This window comes from Paracoccus sp. TD-10, assembly GCF_048270675.1.
GTDB lineage: Bacteria > Pseudomonadota > Alphaproteobacteria > Rhodobacterales > Rhodobacteraceae > Paracoccus > Paracoccus pantotrophus.
On sequence record NZ_CP182418.1, the window covers coordinates 1,202,849 to 1,218,676 of the forward strand.

Here is a 15,828-nt window from a genome sequence, read left to right on the forward strand (position 1 = left end):
GTTTGGCCGCACCGGCGCGCACGCGACGCTCGGTCTGGTCGATGCACCGGACGTGCACGGCTTTCCGCCGTACTGCCGCGTCGGTCGGCAGGAAGGAGGCCATCCAGTCCGCGCGATTAGGACAAAGGCCGATTGCGCTGGCGGAACGGGCAGCGAGCGCCTTCATGATCGCCGTTTCAAGATAGACCGCCGAGAAATCCAACGCGCGATGCAAGCGATCGGTGGCCTGGCAAGCGGATCAGACAAGCCTTCGCACCCCATACTCGCCGCTGACCAGTGCCAGTTGCTCGTGCAATTCGGCGATCAGCCCGGCCCGAGGCCCTTTCGGGCGTTGTAGCAGCCCGATCTGGCGAAAGACCGGCGGATCGCCGAAGGGCAGCATGACCAGGTCCACCCCGCGCTCGATCGCGGCGATCCGCGGCACGATCGACACCCCGAGCCCGTTTTCGACACAGGCGGTCACCGCCGAAATCGTGTCCATCTCGGCGATGTCGTTCAGCGGCAGGTTCATCCGGCCCAGCTCGGTTTCGATCAGCCGCGCCAGGGGCACGTTGCTGCGGAACCGCACGTAGGGAAGCGCCGACAACGCCTGCCGGACATCAACGACCGGGGTTCCCGGAGGCGCGATCAGAAACAGCGGCTCGCGGATAAAGGGCGACCAGTCGAGATCGCGCGAGGACAGGCTGTTCTCGGCGATGATCGCGGCGTCCAGCCTGCCGGCATAGACATCCTGGACCAGATTTTCCGAGTTCCCGACCAGAAGCCGGATCTTGAGGCCGGGATGATTCGCCACGACGCGCGATACCGCTTGCGGCAGCAACCCTATCGCGCTGGTGCGGACCGAGCCGATGACGAATTTTCCCACGATCCGGCGGCCTGAAATCGCATCGATGGCGTTTTCCGCCGCCCTGACAAGCTCTGCCGCCGCCTCGACCATCTGCTGTCCCGCCGCGGTCAGCGTCGGCGGGCGGTTCTCGCGGTTGAAAAGCGAAACTCCGACTTCGTTTTCAAGGGCCTGGATCTGCTGGCTGACCGCCGAGGGCGTCAGCGCAACGCGGTTCGCGGCACGGGCGAAGCTGCCGGTTTCCACAATGGCGAGAAGTGTCTTTAGCTGGCGCGTATCCATTTGATGCAGTTTTTCTGAATATATCAAACAGTTTTATCCGCTTTCATTCAGATATCCAACTGATAAATTCCAGGCCGAGGAGCTGCCACGGGGTGTGGCACACGGAGGATCATGTCACAGAATATCCTGATCACGGGGCCAAGCCTGGCACCTGCCGCCGCAGATGTGCTGACGCGAGCGGGTTATGTTCCGGTCTACGTTCCGCCCTATACCAACGGCGAGGGTCTGATCGAGGTCGTGCGCATGGCCGATCCGGTCGGCATCCTGGCGCGCATGGGTCGGATCGATGAAACCGTGTTCGCGGCGGCGCCCCGGCTTCGCGTGATTTCGAAGCACGGTGCGGGCGTGGACAATATCGACGTCGAGGCCGCCACGGCCCGGGGAATCCCGGTGCTGAACGCGGCGGGCGCCAATGCGGTCTCGGTGGCGGAGCAGGCCATGGCGCTGCTCTTTGCCGTGGCAAAGCGGATCATCCCGCTCGATCGCGGCATCCGCGAGGGCCGCTGGGAGAAGCCGGGCTTCCAGGGCCGCGAACTGGCGGGCTCGGTCATGGGGCTGGTGGCATTCGGCGCCATCTCTCGCCAAACCGCGCGCTTTGCCAAGGGGCTCGGCATCAGCGTCCGCGCCCACGATCCGTTCTCGCCCACGGAGGCCTTTGCGGCCGAGGGGGTCGAGCGGGTCGAGGATCTGGACGAACTGTTCGCCAGTTGCGACATCATCAGCCTGCATTGCCCGCTGACGCCCGCGACGAAGAACATGGTCAACGCCCAGCGCCTGTCGCGGATGAAACCGGGCGCCATCATCATCAACACCGCGCGGGGCGGGCTGATCGACGAGCCCGCGCTGGCCGAAGCACTGGCAAGCGGCCGGATCTCCGGCGCCGGGCTTGATACCTTCGCACAAGAGCCACCCCCCGCCGAACATCCGTTCTGGACAGAGCCGCGCCTTGTCCTCAGCCCGCATATCGGCGGCGTCACCAAGGCCGCAAACATCCGCGTCGGGGTCGAGGCCGCGCAGGGCATCGTGGATATGCTGGAGGGCCGTCCCGTGCCCGAAGCGCGCATCGTCAACCGCGCAGAACTGAAGATCAGCGTCTAAGGAGACATTTTCATGGCAACCGGATTTCGTGTCCTGAAACGCGAACGCGCCGTTTCCGCCGACGTGGTGCGGCGTTTTCTGAAACTGCCCGTCGCCAATGTCAGCGACAGCATGCACCGCATGACCGCCGCCGGGCCGCGTCTGGCCAAGATGCACCGCGACGGCCAGCTTGCCGGCCCGGCCATCACCGTCAAGGCCCGCCCGGGAGACAACCTGATGCTGCACAAGGCCATCGACATGGCCCAGCCCGGCGACGTCATCGTCGTCGATGCGGGCGGCGACCTGACCAACTCGCTGATGGGCGAGCTGATGCTGGCCCATGCGGTCAAGCGCGGCGTGGCGGGCTTCGTGCTGAACGGCGCGATCCGCGATGCGGACGCGTTCCTTTCCACCAACCTGCCGGTCTTTGCCGCAGGCGTGACCCATCGCGGTCCCTACAAGGACGGCCCGGGCGAGATCAACGTGCCCATCGCCATCGACGGCATGGTGATCGAGCCGGGCGACCTGGTCCTGGGCGACAGCGACGGCGTGCTGGCGGTCCCCTTCGACATCGTGGAAGAGGTCTATGCCAGGACCAGTGCCAAGCAGGACGCCGAAACCAAGCAGATGGCGGCGATCGAGGCCGGGACGAACGACCGTTCCTGGGTTGATGCCGCACTGAAGAAACTGGGCTGCGAGATCCCTGAAGGGATCTAAGTCCAACAGCCAGGACCAAAGGGAGGAAACCTATGTCCGCTAAAACGAGTCTGCCGCTTGCTGCGGCGCTGTTCGCATCGGCCGCGACCATGGCCCATGCCGACTGGCCGACCGATCGACCAATCGAGATGATCGTCGCCTTCGCTCCCGGGGGCGGCACCGACATCATGCTGCGCACCCTTGCTCCCTATCTTGAGGCGGAACTGGGCACGCAGTTTCCGGTGCTGAACCGTCCCGGGGCGGCAGGCGAGATCACCTATACCGCGCTGGCGCAGGCGCGGCCGGATGGCTACACCGTCTCGTCGCTGAATACGCCCGGCTTCCTGACCATGCAGATCGACCGCAAGCCGCGCTTCGACCCCGAGGAGATCTGCCCGATCGCGCGCATCGTCGAGGACCCCGGCACCTTCATCGTTCCCGCGGGCTCGGACTTCCAGACGCTGGAGGATCTCGTCGCCCATGCCAGGGAAAACCCGGGTGCCGTGTCCATCGGCACCACCGGCGTCGGCACCGACGAGCATCTGGCGATGCTGCAACTGGAGCGTTCGGCGGGCGTGGACCTGACGGCAGTTCCCTTTGCCGGCGCCAACGAGGCCAAGACCGCGCTTCTGGGCGGCCACATCACCGCCATCGGACTGAATGTCGGCGAATACGCCACCGCCGACAAGGGCGCGATGCGCGCGCTGGCCCAGTTCGCCGAGGAACGCTCGGTCCTAGCCGAGGATCTGCCGACCGCCAAGGAACAGGGCTTCGACGTCATCATGTCCTCCGAGCGTGGCCTTGCCGCGCGCTGCGAAGTGCCCGAGGAAATCCGCGCCCGCCTGGCCGAGGCCGTCGACGCGGCCTTGGCCAACCCCGAATTCCAGGCCCAGGCCAAGCAACAATCCCTGCCCCTGGCGTTCCAGTCGGGTGCCGAGTGGAAGGAAGCCATGCCTGCACGGCTCGAGCGCTACCGCGATATCTTCGCGCTGATCAAAGAGGGACAGTGATGACCGGGCCGGGCACGACGAAAAGAGGGGACATGCCCGATCTTCTGACGGCGGCGCTATTCATCGGATTCGGCGTGCTCGGCCTGTGGCTTTCGCGGCCGCTGGATCAGGGAACGCTGGCGCAGATGGGGCCGGGCTTTCTGCCCCGCGTTGTCTGCGGGGGGCTGATCGTCCTGGGCGCCGTCATCGGCTTTTCGGCCCTGCATCGCCAGGGTGAGCCCTTGGAGGCGATGAAGCTGCGGCCGCTGGCGGTGATCGTGCTGTCGATCGTCGGCTTTGCCTATCTTGCCGAACATGCCGGTTTCGTCGTCGCGTCGCTGTGGCTGATCATCGCCGGATCGCTGGCCGATCCCGGTGGGCGGTGGCGCACGACATTGCTGCTGGCAGGCGGCCTGACCCTGTTTGGCGCATTGGTCTTCATCTACGGCCTTGGCGTCCAGATGAAGATCTGGCCGTTCTGAGCCGAGGAAAACATCATGGAAATCTTTGATCTTCTGTTGCTGGGGTTTTCCGAGGCGATGAGCCCCGCAAACCTCGGGTTCTGCCTGATCGGTGCGCTTCTTGGCACGCTGATCGGGGTGCTGCCGGGGATCGGCCCGACCGCAACCATCGCGGTCCTGTTGCCGATCACCTTCTTCCTGCCGCCGCTTGCCGGGATCATCATGCTGGCGGGCATCTATTACGGCGCGCAATACGGCGGCTCGACCACGGCCATCCTGGTGAACCTACCGGGCGAGGCCTCGGCCGTGGTCACGACGCTGGACGGCTACCAGATGGCGCGACAGGGCCGGGCGGGGTCGGCGCTGGCGGTCGCGGCGCTGGGATCGTTCTTTGCCGGCACGGTCGCGACCTTCGGCATCGCCATCGCCGGTCCCATGCTGGCGGGCTTTGCGCTGAATTTCGGGCCGGCCGAGTATGTCTCGCTGATGATCTTCGGCCTGCTGGCCGCGACGATCCTGGCCAGCGGCCCGGTGCTGAAGGCCATCGGCATGATCCTGATCGGCCTGCTGTTCGGCATGGTCGGCACCGATCAGGCCACCGGGGCCGAGCGCCTGACCTTCGGATCGCTGGAGTTGTTCGACGGGGTCGAGTTCACCGTCATCGCCATCGGCCTGTTCGGCTTTTCCGAGATCATCGCGAACCTGGAACGCAGCGGCTCGGCCGGCGTGACGGTTGCCCGCCTGACCCGGCTGTGGCCGACGCGCGAGGATTTCCGCCGCGCCTGGCCCGCGGTGCTGCGCGGCACCGGCATCGGCACCTTCCTCGGCATCCTGCCGGGCGGCGGCGCCACGCTGGCGTCCTTCAGCGCCTATTCGCTGGAAAAGAAGGTGTCGAGAACGCCGGAAAAGTTCGGCACCGGCGTGGTCGAGGGCGTCGCCTCGCCCGAGGCTGCCAACAACGCAGCCGCGCAATCGTCCTTCATCCCGCTGCTGACGCTGGGCATCCCGTCCAACAACATGATGGCGATGATGCTGTCGGCCTTCATGATCCACGGCATCACGCCGGGACCCAGCGTGCTGACCAACCAGCCCGAAATCTTCTGGGGCCTGGTCGCCAGCATGTGGATCGGCAACGCGCTGCTGGTCATCATCAACATGCCGCTGATCGGACTGTGGGTAAAGCTGCTGACCGTGCCTTACCGCCTGCTTTATCCGGCAATCCTGCTGTTCTGCTGCGTCGGCGTCTATTCGATGAACAATCGCATCTTCGACGTGCTGCTGGCTGCCGGCTTCGGGTTGCTGGGCTATGCCTTCCGCAAGGCGAAATGCGAGCCGGGTCCGCTGCTGCTGGGCTTCGTGCTTGGTCCATTGCTGGAATCGAACCTGCGCCGCACCATGCTGATCACCCAGGGCGATGCGAGCATCTTCGTCGAGCGTCCGATCAGCCTGGTGATGCTGATCGCGACCGTGATCCTGCTGGCGCTGATGATCCTGCCCAGCTTCCGCAAGAAGCGCGAGGAGGCCTTCCAGGAGGAAGAGGCGTGAAATCGCAACGGCCGGAGACGCCTCCGGCCGTTTTCATTCCAATCGCTCGGAAGGAACTTACATGACCATGAATGCAATAAGCCGTCGGGCGATGCTTCAGGCCGCCGGCGCGGCCGCGGCCCTTCTTGCACTGGGTAACAGGGCAAGCGCACAGGCGGCGCCATTTTCCTCGGGTGACGCAGCACCGCGGCTGCGTGTTCCGCAAAATGCATGCGACTCTCATATCCATATTTTCGACACCCGGTTTCCTGCCTCGCCGCATTGGAAGGGGCAGCCGGTCGAGGACGCGACGGTAGCCGCATATCGCAAGCTTCAGGCCAGGATTGGCACCGGCCGCACGGTGATCGTGAACCCCTCGACCTATGGCACGGATAACCGCTGCACGCTTGAGGCGGTGCAAGAGATGGGCACAGATGCGCGGGCCGTCGTTGTCATCGATCTCGACATTGCCGAAAACGAGTTGCGCGAGATGGCGGATCGGGGCGCTGTCGGCGCACGCGTCAACTTCGTTTCGGCGCAGTCTTGGGGTGAAACCACCGTCGAGCGTCTGCAGGAAACCTGCCGTCTGATCGCGCCGCTGGGCTGGCATGTCCAGATCTATGCGACAGGCGACCAGATCGTCGCAATGGGCGCGATCTTGGCCAGTCTTCCGGTCCCGCTGGTCATCGACCATCTGGGGCGCCTGCCAGCCGAACTAGGCACGGATCATCCAGGCTTCGATACCATCAAACGACTTCTGGACGGCGGCAACACCTGGCTCAAGCTGTCTGGCGCCTATCTGAACACGGAAACGGGCGCGCCTGCCTATGCCGATGCGACGCGGGTCGCCAAGGCCTTTGCCGCTGTCGCGCCCGAGCGCATGGTCTGGGGCAGCGACTGGCCACATCGCGGTCAGGCAGCCTATCCCGACGATGCCACCCTGATCGACCTCCTGTCCGAATGGGTGCCGGATGAAACCCTGCGTGAACGCATCCTGGTCGAGAACCCGGCGACGCTTTACCGCTTCGACACCTGATCCGGATTGCCGCGCTGATGCCGTGGCTATCCAGATCATCAAGGACGGGTTCGTCCGGCCGGCCGGATGCCCACTGCCCCGGCCACGCCTCATTCCGGATGCCGCGACGCGATATGCGCCCGGAACAGGCGGATGAACGCGGCGGCGATTGGCGACAGCGGGCGGCGTGCCGGTTCGATCAGGTAAAGCACGCGCTGCAACTCGAAATCCTCGATGCGAAGGAAGCCGATCTGCGGATCGCGAAACAGGTGCACTGCATTGCGCGGCAGCAGCGCCACCCCCATTCCGGCTCGGATCATGCAAAGCTGCGCGACCGTGGAATGGGCGATGAGGCGAGTATCCAGCAGGGCCTGGGGCAAGCCGCTTTGCGCCAGCAGCCGATGGGTGCCGGTCTGGGTCGAAAGCCCGATCAGCACGCGATCGCGCAGATCGCGCAATCGCACCGGCCCCCCGGCCAGGTCGTCGTCGCGGCGGCAGGCCAGGCCGAATTCGTCGCGAAGAACCTCGCTTTGGCGCAGGTCCGGGGAATACAGCGCGCGCCCGGCGATGGCCATGTCCAGCTGGCCGTCGGCCACCATTCCGGCCAGGTTCTCGGCGATGTCGTCATGCAGCAGGCATCGCACCTGCGGCTTGTCGGCCAGGAAGTCCGCCAGCAGCGGCGCCAGCAATTCTGAAATGGCAGAGGGTGAAGCACCGATGGCAAGCGATCCGGTCTCCAGCCCGGCATTTTGCCGCAGTCGCGTGACCGCGCGATCCATGCCTTCGAGCAGCGGCGCCGTGTCATCGAGAAAGGCGTGCGCCAAGGGCGTCATCGCCGCGGGCCGGATGCTGCGGTCGAAAAGCGCCGCGCCGATGCTCTCCTCGAGATGGCGGATCAGGGCCGAGAGGGCGGACGGCACGATGCCCAGCCGCGCTGCCGCCGCGCTGAAGCTGCCCTCCTGCGCAATGGCGTGAAGGGCGCGCAGATGGCGCAGGTTTATGTTCAGATTATCTGCATTCAGTTTCATTTATTTGCATTTTTATGAATTTATGATCCGTGGTCAACTGTCCGGGACACGGATTTGGGGATGGCCATGCTGGACGGCGCAATCGCATCGGGAACTTTCGACCAACTCGCTTCCGCGCTGCGGCGGGCCGGCTTTGCCGGCGAGATCGAGGTCGACAGCGCATTGCGCGCCGCCATGTCCACCGACAATTCGGTCTACCAGATTTTCCCGGACCTGATCGTCGCGCCTCGCGATGCCGACGATCTGGTGCGACTGCTTCGGGTCGTTGAGCAGCCCGCATTCGCCGGCATCGCCGTCACGGCGCGGGGCGGCGGCACCGGGACCAACGGGCAAAGCCTGAACCGGGGTGTGATCGTCGATATGCGCCGCCACATGAACCGGCTGATCGCCATCGACGAAAAGGCGGGTTGGGCCGATGTTCAGCCGGGCATGGTGCTGGACGACCTGAACGAGCAGATCCGTGAAACCGGCTGGTTCTTTGCGCCCGAGACCTCGACTGCCAGCCGCTGCACCATCGGCGGGATGGTTGGCACCGATGCCTCGGGCAAGGGATCGCGCATCTATGGCAAGACCTCGGACAATATCCTGGGATTGCAGATCGCCCGGCCGCAGGGGCTGCTGGATAGCCTGGCCGCCCCGCCGGACTGGGCGCGCGGCATGCTGGCCCGCGCCGAGGCCGCTGCAAGGGCCGGCCGCGCGGCCTTCGTCGCCAATACGCCCCGCCTGAACCGCCGTTTCACCGGCTATGACCTGGAACGCGCCTGCCCTGACCAGGGCGGCTTTCAGTGGTGGCGGCTGTTTCTTGGGGCCGAGGGCACATTGGGCCTGCTGAGCCGCATCCGCGTCCGGCTACGCCGGATCCCGCGCGAAAAGCGCCTGATCGTCGTCGGCTTCGACAGTTTTCGCGGGGCGCTGGCCGCGGCCTCGCCATTGCTGGCGGCCGATCCGACGGCCATCGAGGTGATGGACGAGACCGTGCAGGCCATCGCCGAACAGGCCGGCATCCTGCGGCGGTTGCCGTCCGGCCTGCGGGCCGGAAGGGAACGTCGCGTCGCCTATCTCTTCATCGAGCTGAATGGCGATGATGCCGCGCTGCTTGACCGAAAACTAGACCATTGCCGCCGGATCCTGCGGGGATTGCCCGATGCCGGCGCCCTGCATGTGGCCGCCGACCCGGCCGAGATCCGCGAACTCTGGGCGATCCGCTCGGCGGGTGTCGGGCTGCTGGGCAAGGTGGACGGTGCCGCGCGGCCCATCGCCTTCGTCGAGGATGCGGTAGTGCCGCCCGAGAACCTGCCCGCCTTCATCGACGGTTTCCTGGACATCCTGTCGCGCAACGGGTTGGGGTTCGGCATCCATGGCCATGTCGATGTGGGCTGCCTGCATATCCGCCCGGCGCTGAACATCGACAGCCCGCGGGACCGGGCGCGGCTGGTCGCCGTATCGGACGCGGTATTCGCCCTGACGCGGCAGCATGGCGGCATCTTCTGGGGCGAACATGGCAAGGGGCTGCGCGGCGCCTATCTGCGCGAATGGATCGGGCCCGAAGCCTATGCGGCGCTGCAAGGCGTCAAGGCCGCCTTCGACCCGTCGGGACGCTTTAACCCCGGCAAGCTGGTCAGCAATGGCGGTGCGATCATGGGGATCGCCACGACGCCCTTTCGCGATTTCAACGCGCCCGAGGGCGACCCGCTGGAGCGCGCCTTTCGCTGCAATGGCAATGCGCAATGCCTGAGCTATGCGGCCGCGACGCCGATGTGTCCCAGTTTCAAGGCCACCGCCGACCTGCGCCACAGCCCCAAGGGGCGTGCCGATGCGCTGCGCGCCTGGCACAAGGCCCGGCAAGAGGAAGGCCCCGACCTGCCGCGCCGCGAGGCCGACCTGCGCGCCGTTCTCGACACCTGCCTGGGCTGCAAGGCCTGTGCCTCCGCCTGTCCGGTCCAGGTGGACATCCCGACCATGCGCGCGGCCTTCCTGGCGGATTATTTCGCCCGTCATGCCCGGCCGATGGCCGACCGGCTGATCCTGGCGGCCGAGCGGTTCAGCCCGCTGGCCCTGCGCTTTGCCCCAGTGCTGGCGCCCCTCTGGCCCCTGGCCGCGCGGCTTGCCGAATGGCTGACCGGCAGCCGCGACCTGCCCCGGCGGATCGCGCGCCTGCCGCGGGATCTCTGGCTGGACGAGGCCGATCTGGCGGACGCCTTGCCCGAGGGCAGCGTGATTCTGGTCCAGGACTGGTTCACCGCGCTTTTCGACGGCCGGGTTCAGCACCAGGTGATCGCCGGGCTGCGGGTGCTGGGCTATCGGCCCAGGCTGCTGCGGATGCGCCCGGCCGGCAAGGCGGCGCAGGGGGCGGGCGACCGGGCCGGGTTCGAGGCGATGGCGCGTACCCTGGTCCGGCGGCTTGACCGCGCGGCAGCGACCGGCGCGCCGCTGGTCGCCTTCGAGCCCGCCTTTGCGATGATGCTGCGCCAGGATTATCCTAGGGCGGGCTTTGCCCCGCCGCCGGTCCTGCTGCCGCAGGAATTCCTGTCTGCCGAGGCCAGGCGCCGCCGCTTTCCGCAGGCCCGCGCCGGGCAGACGGCGCGGCTTCTGTCCCATTGCACCGAGGCGACCGGACTGCCCGAGGCAGGGGCGCTTTGGGCGCGCGTCTTTCAGGCCCTGGGCATGCAGGTCCAGACCCCGGCGACCGGATGCTGCGGCATGGCCGGGCTGTTCGGCCACCAGAACCGGCACCAGGCCATGTCGCGCAAGCTGTTCGACCTGTCATGGCGCGAGCACCTGGAATCGGGCGAGACGGTGCTTGCCGCCGGGTTCTCCTGCCGGTGCCAGGCCGAACGGCTGGCGGGGCGGGTTCCGGCGCATCCGCTGGGCCTGATCGCCGAGGCCCTGAGATAAGCAAGGGCCGGCGACTTGCCGGCCGCGCCCACCGCCCATAACCTGAGCGGGAAGGAGAACGACCATGGCCGCCAGTATCCGCCATCTCAGGATGTTCCTGGTTCTGGGGCGCACGAATTCCGTCACCCGCGCGGCCGAGTCGAACCATGTCTCGCAACCGGCGGTCACGCAGGCCATGGCCAAGCTGGCGCGGGACAGCGGCCATGCGCTGTTCCAGCGCAGCCCGCAGGGCCTGTTCCTGACCGAGGCCGGCGAGATCCTGCACCATCGCGCCGACCGGGCGCTGCGGATGCTGGACAGGGCCATGGCCGACATGGACCGCGCCATCCGCATCCAGGCGACCTGGCAGCAGTTGGTCGCCCTGATCGCCGTGACCGAGACCGAGAACTTTACCCTGGCCGCGCGCCGGCTGGGTCTGGCGCAGCCGACCGTCCACCGCTCGACCACCATGCTGGAGGACGCGGCCGGGACGGTCTTTTTCCAGCGCACCGCGCATGGCCTGATCGCGACCCGCGCGGCATTGCAACTGGCGCAGGCCGCAAGGCTGGCCCTGGCCGAACTGGAACAGGCGGAATCCGACCTCGCCGCGCTCGACGGCCGCGAGGTCGGGCGCATCGTGATCGGGGCATTGCCATTGTCGCGCTCAGGCTGGCTGCCACGGGCGATCCTGGCCTTTCGCAAGGCCCGGCCGAGCTTTCCCTTTCAGGTCATCGACGGGCGCTACGACGAATTGCTTCTGGGGCTGCGCCGGGGCGAGATCGACATGATGCTGGGTGCGCTGCGCCTGCCCAGCCCGATCGAGGATATCGAGCAGAGGCGGCTTTTCGACGATGAGGTGGTGGTCGTGGCGCGGCGGGACCATCCCCTGATCTGGAAGGCTGATCCGGGCATCCAGGACCTTGCGGCCTATCCCTGGGTAATGCCGCGCCGCTCGACGCCGCTCCGGCGGATCCTCGACACCTATTTCGCGGCACGCGCGCCGGTGGACATCGTCGAGACCTCCTCCGTCATCATGATGCGCGAGATCCTGCGCGAGAGCGATCATCTGGGCGGGGTGTCGCGGATGCAGGCCGAGGTGGAATCCGAGGCGCTGTCGATCCTGCCGGTGCGGCTGCCCAACGCCATGCGGCCAATCGGCATCACCACCCGCGCCGGCTGGGAGCCGACGCGGACGCAGCGGGATTTCATGGATCAGCTTTGCCGCACGGCCGCGCTGCTGTCCTGATCCCGGTCCTGCCCGGCGAACCGGCCCAGGATGGCATCGGCGCGCTCGGGATAGCTGTCGGTGCCCGCCGGCAGGCCCAGGTCGCCGATGCGCTGCTGCCAATCGGCGGTGGCGTTGGCCAACCCGTTCGGCAGGCCAAGCTCGGACAGCGTGGCGGCGACCTCGCGCATCTCGGCGGCGCGACGGCGGCCATGGACCATCATTCGCTCAAGGTTGTAGGCGGCCTGGCGTGGCCAGTCGATATCGGGATTCGATGCCTGGAGTGAGCCCAGTACCCGGTCCTCGATCCCGGCCCGGCGCGCGGCCAGGAGGCATTCGGCGGTCAGCGCCTCCATCCCCTTGATCATCACCGAGCGGATCATCTTGATCGCCGAGGCCTGCCCCACCTCGGCCCCCGAGACCTGCGCCGTCATGCCAAGCGCCTCCAGCATCGCCAGCGCCTGCCCGGCATGGGGGCCGGCGATCAGCAGCGGCGTGCGGTGCAGCCGGGGATAGACCGGCGCCATGATCGCGACATCGACATAGCGCCCGCCGGCCGTCTCGACGATGCCGGCGGCGCGGCGCTTTGCGCCGGGCGAGCAACTGTTGCCGTCCAGCCAGAGCGCCCCCGGCGCCAAGTGCGGCGCCGCCTGTTCGGCTGCCAGCACTGCGCGATCCGCCGTCACCAGGCAGAAGACGGCGCCGGCATCCCGCAAGGCCCCGGCGCGGTCGGCGGCAAGGGTGACGCCCGTCGCCTCGGCCCGCCCGGCGGGCAGGGCCCGCGCCTGGGCATCGTCGCATTTCTCGTCATAGGCGTGCAGCCCGGCGGACAGGTCGCGGCCCCAGCCCTTTGCAAAGGCTTCGGCCGCCTCGCCGAAACCGATGAAGGCGATCCTTGGCAATCGCTCGTCGCTCATGGTCTTCTCCTCGCATTTCAGTTGAATTCCGGAAGGTGCGACGCGGCCAAGGGCAGACCGGAAATAGCCTGCGCTTATGCCGCGCCCATGTGCCTTGGGCCGCCTCAGCCGAACATCGTATTCGGGATCAGCAAGGCAATCTGCGGCATCAGGATGATCAGCACCAGGCCCAGGATCATCGCCAGCAGAAAGGGCATCACGCCGCGGAACACCGTGGTCAGCGGCACGTCCTGCGCCACGCCACGGACGACGAAGACGTTCAGGCCGACCGGCGGGGTGATCATCCCCATCTCGATCACGATCACGGCGATCACGCCGAACCAGATCGGATCGAAACCCAGCGAGGTGACGACCGGAAAGACGATCGGGATCGAGATCACCAACATGGACAACCCGTCCATGAACATGCCCATCACGACATAGACCAGGATGATGACGACCAGCGTGCCATAGGGGCCAAGGCCCGACCCCTGCAATCCCTCGCCCAGCAGCGCCGGGATCTGGGTGACGGCGAAGAACGGGTTCAGCACATTGGCGCCGATGACGATCATGTAGAGCATGGCCGAGGTCTTGAGCGTATCCATGACCGCATCGGCGAAGCCCGCCCAGCTGAGCCGGCGCGATGCGAGCGCCAGCAGGATCACCAGCGCCGCGCCGATGCCCGAGGCCTCGACCGGGGTGAAGGCGCCGACATAGATGCCGCCGATGGTCAGCACCATCACCGCGAGCAGCGGCCCGGCCTGCCCGAGGCTGCGCAGTCGCCCGGAGATGGGGACGTTCGGCCCAGCCGGTGCCTGGGCAGGGTCGCGCAGGGCCACCAGCCAGACCGTCGCCATGAACAGCACCATCAGCAGGAGGCCCGGCAGGATGCCCGCCATGAACAACCGGCCGATGGATTGCTCGGTCAGGATCGCGTAAAGCACGAAGCCGGTCGAGGGCGGGATCAGGAAGCCCAGCGTGCCGCCCGCCGCGACCGAGCCTGTGGCCAGCCCGTCGGCATAGCCCAGCCGCTTCATCTCGGGCAGGGCGACCTTGCCGATGGTCACCGCCGTCGCGACCGACGAGCCCGACACGGCCGAGAAGGCCGCGCAGCCCAGGACCGAGGCCGAGGCGAGCCCGCCCCGGAAATGCCCGACCCAGGCGAAGGCCGCGTCGTAAAGCCCGCGCGAGAAGCCGGCGGCCGAGGCGATGTTGCCCAGAAGCACGAACATCGGGACCACGATCAGGGTTTCGCTGGCGACGGCGGAATAGCTTTCGGTCAGGATCAGCGCGCCTGCCGTACGTAACCCCTCCAGCGCCCACATGCCGAAAAAGCCCGACAGCAGCATCGCGAAGGCGACCGGCGTGCGAAAGATCATCAGGAAGAACAGCAGGAGGATGCCGAGCAGGCCGACAGTGGTCGGTTCCATCATTCACCCCCGCTGCGCAGGATCGCGACGAATTGCGCCAGAAGGACCAGGACGCACAGCGCCATGCCAAGGGCCAGGATGCCGTAGAAGGGCCAGATCGGCAGGGCCAGCATGTTGGTGGTGTCGCCGAATTCACGGGCGTCCAGCGCCTTCAGCACGGCGCGCTGGACCAGCACCGACAGCACGAAGCCCGAAAGCAGGCGCGAGCCCAGGTCGCCCGCCAGCCGGCCCCAACGGCCGAGGGCGTTGTCGAAGACGTCGACGCCGACATGGCCGCGCTGTTCCGTGCAATAGGGTAGCGCGGCCATGACCAATGCCACGGCGGTCATCTGGTTGATTTCGTTCAGGCCAAGGACGGGCGTGCCGAAGGCATAGCGCAGCACGACCCCGGCCGAGATCACGACCACCAGAAAGATCAGGGCGACGGCCGCGATCACGGCCAGCCATCTCGTCGCCCGGTCGAGCCAGCCCAGGCCGGGCAGGGGGCGTTGCGCCTGCATAGCCTATTGCGCCTTCAATGCATCGGCGACGGCCTGGCCGCCCTCGGTTGCGGCGATCGCATCCGCCGTCACCTTTTCGGCTGCCGCGTCGAAGGGCGCGGCCTCGGTCTCGGTCAGGGTGATGACCTCCTTGCCGGCGGCGGCGGCGAAATCGGCAAAGCCCTTTTCGGCCACGGTCAGCTGGACCTTCTGGCCGTCCAGCGAGACCTGCTTGCCGGCCTCGTCGATGACCTGTTGCTGTTCCGGCGACAGATCGGCATAGGCATCGCGGTTCATCAGGATGAAAAAGGGCGAATTCGTCGTTTTCATCCCTTTGGTGATGTAATTGGCGACCTCGCCCAGCTTGAAGGCGTTGACCGCGGTGCCGTCGATCATGGCGCCGTCGATGACGCCGGTCTGCAAGGCGTTGTAGATCTCCGATACCGGCATCGAGACCGGGGTCGCGCCCCAGGCCTCGACCAGCAGGCCGGTATTGCGCGAGGGCACGCGGATCTTCATGCCCTTGACGTCGTCGAGGCTGCGCACCGGCTTGGCACGGGTAAAGAGCACGTTTTCGGCGCTGGACCACAGGCCCACCAACTTGACCCTACGGTAGTCCGGGGCAAGCACGTCCAGGTGCTGCCACAGAGTCCGGGTGCCGTCGGCCTCGTCCAGGAGGCCGGGCAGTTCGGCGGTCAGGGTCAGCGGGAATTGCGAGGCGGTATAACCGGGCAGCGAAACCGCCAGTTCGGCCACGCCGTCCACGACCCGGGAATATTGCTCGACCGGACCGGCACCCAGCTCGCCGCCATTATAAAGCTTGACGGTCAGCGCGCCCTCGGTGCCCTGCTGGACGGCCTGGGCGAAGGGTTCGAAGGCGCCCTCTACATAGGGATGTGTTGACGCCATGTAATTGGCGAATTTGAGCGTTTCGGCCATCGCTGCCGGAGGCAGCAGCGACAGCGACAGCGTTGCAAGTGTCAGCATATGCTTCATGTGATCCTCCCG

General features: G+C 66.8%; 14 protein-coding genes. 8 read left to right on the forward strand and 6 right to left on the reverse strand.

The features are described 5' to 3' along the window. Positions 1 to 238: 238 nt before the first annotated feature. The gene (locus tag ACNKFW_RS05900) at positions 239 to 1,126 is read right to left on the reverse strand and encodes a LysR family transcriptional regulator (RefSeq protein ID WP_147428075.1); all 888 of its coding nucleotides are present in this window, start codon (positions 1,124 to 1,126) and stop codon (positions 239 to 241) included. 111 nt (positions 1,127 to 1,237) lie between these two features. Between ACNKFW_RS05900 and ACNKFW_RS05905 the strand changes: the two genes are divergently transcribed. From ACNKFW_RS05905 to ACNKFW_RS05930, 6 genes are all read left to right on the forward strand, one after another. Next, positions 1,238 to 2,224, forward strand: coding sequence for a hydroxyacid dehydrogenase (locus tag ACNKFW_RS05905; RefSeq protein WP_147428074.1), 987 nt, complete (start codon positions 1,238 to 1,240; stop codon positions 2,222 to 2,224). A 12-nt stretch (positions 2,225 to 2,236) separates the two neighbouring features. Then, on the forward strand, positions 2,237 to 2,920 hold the full coding sequence (locus ACNKFW_RS05910) for an RraA family protein (RefSeq protein WP_167521770.1): 684 nt from the start codon (positions 2,237 to 2,239) through the stop codon (positions 2,918 to 2,920). Between the two features lie 32 nt (positions 2,921 to 2,952). Next, the gene (locus tag ACNKFW_RS05915) at positions 2,953 to 3,909 is read left to right on the forward strand and encodes a tripartite tricarboxylate transporter substrate binding protein (RefSeq protein ID WP_147428072.1); all 957 of its coding nucleotides are present in this window, start codon (positions 2,953 to 2,955) and stop codon (positions 3,907 to 3,909) included. A gap of 32 nt (positions 3,910 to 3,941) precedes the next feature. Continuing rightward, on the forward strand, positions 3,942 to 4,370 hold the full coding sequence (locus ACNKFW_RS05920; RefSeq protein WP_208852073.1) for a tripartite tricarboxylate transporter TctB family protein: 429 nt from the start codon (positions 3,942 to 3,944) through the stop codon (positions 4,368 to 4,370). A gap of 15 nt (positions 4,371 to 4,385) precedes the next feature. Then, positions 4,386 to 5,894 (forward strand): tripartite tricarboxylate transporter permease, encoded by a 1,509-nt coding sequence (locus tag ACNKFW_RS05925; RefSeq protein ID WP_147428070.1) that lies wholly within the window; start codon positions 4,386 to 4,388, stop codon positions 5,892 to 5,894. A gap of 61 nt (positions 5,895 to 5,955) precedes the next feature. Further along, positions 5,956 to 6,909: an amidohydrolase family protein gene (locus ACNKFW_RS05930; protein ID WP_147428069.1), complete on the forward strand. Its 954-nt coding sequence runs from the start codon at positions 5,956 to 5,958 to the stop codon at positions 6,907 to 6,909. A gap of 89 nt (positions 6,910 to 6,998) precedes the next feature. Here the strand turns inward: ACNKFW_RS05930 and ACNKFW_RS05935 are convergent, their stop codons facing one another. After that, positions 6,999 to 7,916, reverse strand: coding sequence for a LysR family transcriptional regulator (locus tag ACNKFW_RS05935; RefSeq protein WP_147428068.1), 918 nt, complete (start codon positions 7,914 to 7,916; stop codon positions 6,999 to 7,001). Positions 7,917 to 7,976: 60 nt separating this feature from the next. On the opposite strand from ACNKFW_RS05935, the gene ACNKFW_RS05940 reads away from it, so the two are divergent. Continuing rightward, positions 7,977 to 10,811 (forward strand): FAD-binding and (Fe-S)-binding domain-containing protein, encoded by a 2,835-nt coding sequence (locus tag ACNKFW_RS05940; protein ID WP_244314581.1) that lies wholly within the window; start codon positions 7,977 to 7,979, stop codon positions 10,809 to 10,811. Between the two features lie 64 nt (positions 10,812 to 10,875). After that, positions 10,876 to 12,036 (forward strand): LysR family transcriptional regulator, encoded by a 1,161-nt coding sequence (locus ACNKFW_RS05945; protein WP_147428067.1) that lies wholly within the window; start codon positions 10,876 to 10,878, stop codon positions 12,034 to 12,036. Here the strand turns inward: ACNKFW_RS05945 and ACNKFW_RS05950 are convergent. The 4 genes from ACNKFW_RS05950 to ACNKFW_RS05965 all read right to left on the reverse strand — a co-directional run bounded on the left by ACNKFW_RS05950 (position 12,003) and on the right by ACNKFW_RS05965 (position 15,816). Beyond that, complete coding sequence (locus tag ACNKFW_RS05950) at positions 12,003 to 12,932, reverse strand: NAD(P)-dependent oxidoreductase (RefSeq protein ID WP_208852074.1); 930 nt, start codon at positions 12,930 to 12,932, stop codon at positions 12,003 to 12,005. The two genes, ACNKFW_RS05945 and ACNKFW_RS05950, sit on opposite strands and share 34 nt — an antisense overlap. Positions 12,933 to 13,036: 104 nt before the next feature. Next, positions 13,037 to 14,341 carry a TRAP transporter large permease gene (locus ACNKFW_RS05955; RefSeq protein WP_147428319.1) on the reverse strand — a complete coding sequence of 435 codons (1,305 nt, stop codon included), beginning with the start codon at positions 14,339 to 14,341 and terminating at the stop codon, positions 13,037 to 13,039. Next, on the reverse strand, positions 14,341 to 14,841 hold the full coding sequence (locus ACNKFW_RS05960) for a TRAP transporter small permease (protein ID WP_147428066.1): 501 nt from the start codon (positions 14,839 to 14,841) through the stop codon (positions 14,341 to 14,343). The genes ACNKFW_RS05955 and ACNKFW_RS05960 overlap by 1 nt, the downstream gene beginning before the upstream one ends. A 3-nt stretch (positions 14,842 to 14,844) precedes the next feature. Then, positions 14,845 to 15,816, reverse strand: a complete 972-nt coding sequence (locus tag ACNKFW_RS05965; RefSeq protein ID WP_147428065.1) for a TRAP transporter substrate-binding protein — start codon at positions 15,814 to 15,816, stop codon at positions 14,845 to 14,847. Between the last annotated feature and the right edge of the window lie 12 nt (positions 15,817 to 15,828).

What these genes read in the sequence shown, in the direction of transcription:
- ACNKFW_RS05900 (WP_147428075.1), bottom strand. Translation starts at nt 1,126, where the DNA reads ATGGATACGCGCCAGCTAAAGACACTTCTCGCCATTGTGGAAACCGGC.
- ACNKFW_RS05925 (WP_147428070.1), top strand. Translation starts at nt 4,386, where the DNA reads ATGGAAATCTTTGATCTTCTGTTGCTGGGGTTTTCCGAGGCGATGAGC.
- ACNKFW_RS05965 (WP_147428065.1), bottom strand. Translation starts at nt 15,816, where the DNA reads ATGAAGCATATGCTGACACTTGCAACGCTGTCGCTGTCGCTGCTGCCT.
- ACNKFW_RS05960 (WP_147428066.1), bottom strand. Translation starts at nt 14,841, where the DNA reads ATGCAGGCGCAACGCCCCCTGCCCGGCCTGGGCTGGCTCGACCGGGCG.
- ACNKFW_RS05940 (WP_244314581.1), top strand. Translation starts at nt 7,977, where the DNA reads ATGGCCATGCTGGACGGCGCAATCGCATCGGGAACTTTCGACCAACTC.
- ACNKFW_RS05905 (WP_147428074.1), top strand. Translation starts at nt 1,238, where the DNA reads ATGTCACAGAATATCCTGATCACGGGGCCAAGCCTGGCACCTGCCGCC.
- ACNKFW_RS05920 (WP_208852073.1), top strand. Translation starts at nt 3,942, where the DNA reads ATGCCCGATCTTCTGACGGCGGCGCTATTCATCGGATTCGGCGTGCTC.
- ACNKFW_RS05930 (WP_147428069.1), top strand. Translation starts at nt 5,956, where the DNA reads ATGACCATGAATGCAATAAGCCGTCGGGCGATGCTTCAGGCCGCCGGC.
- ACNKFW_RS05935 (WP_147428068.1), bottom strand. Translation starts at nt 7,916, where the DNA reads ATGAAACTGAATGCAGATAATCTGAACATAAACCTGCGCCATCTGCGC.
- ACNKFW_RS05950 (WP_208852074.1), bottom strand. Translation starts at nt 12,932, where the DNA reads ATGAGCGACGAGCGATTGCCAAGGATCGCCTTCATCGGTTTCGGCGAG.
- ACNKFW_RS05945 (WP_147428067.1), top strand. Translation starts at nt 10,876, where the DNA reads ATGGCCGCCAGTATCCGCCATCTCAGGATGTTCCTGGTTCTGGGGCGC.
- ACNKFW_RS05915 (WP_147428072.1), top strand. Translation starts at nt 2,953, where the DNA reads ATGTCCGCTAAAACGAGTCTGCCGCTTGCTGCGGCGCTGTTCGCATCG.
- ACNKFW_RS05955 (WP_147428319.1), bottom strand. Translation starts at nt 14,341, where the DNA reads ATGGAACCGACCACTGTCGGCCTGCTCGGCATCCTCCTGCTGTTCTTC.
- ACNKFW_RS05910 (WP_167521770.1), top strand. Translation starts at nt 2,237, where the DNA reads ATGGCAACCGGATTTCGTGTCCTGAAACGCGAACGCGCCGTTTCCGCC.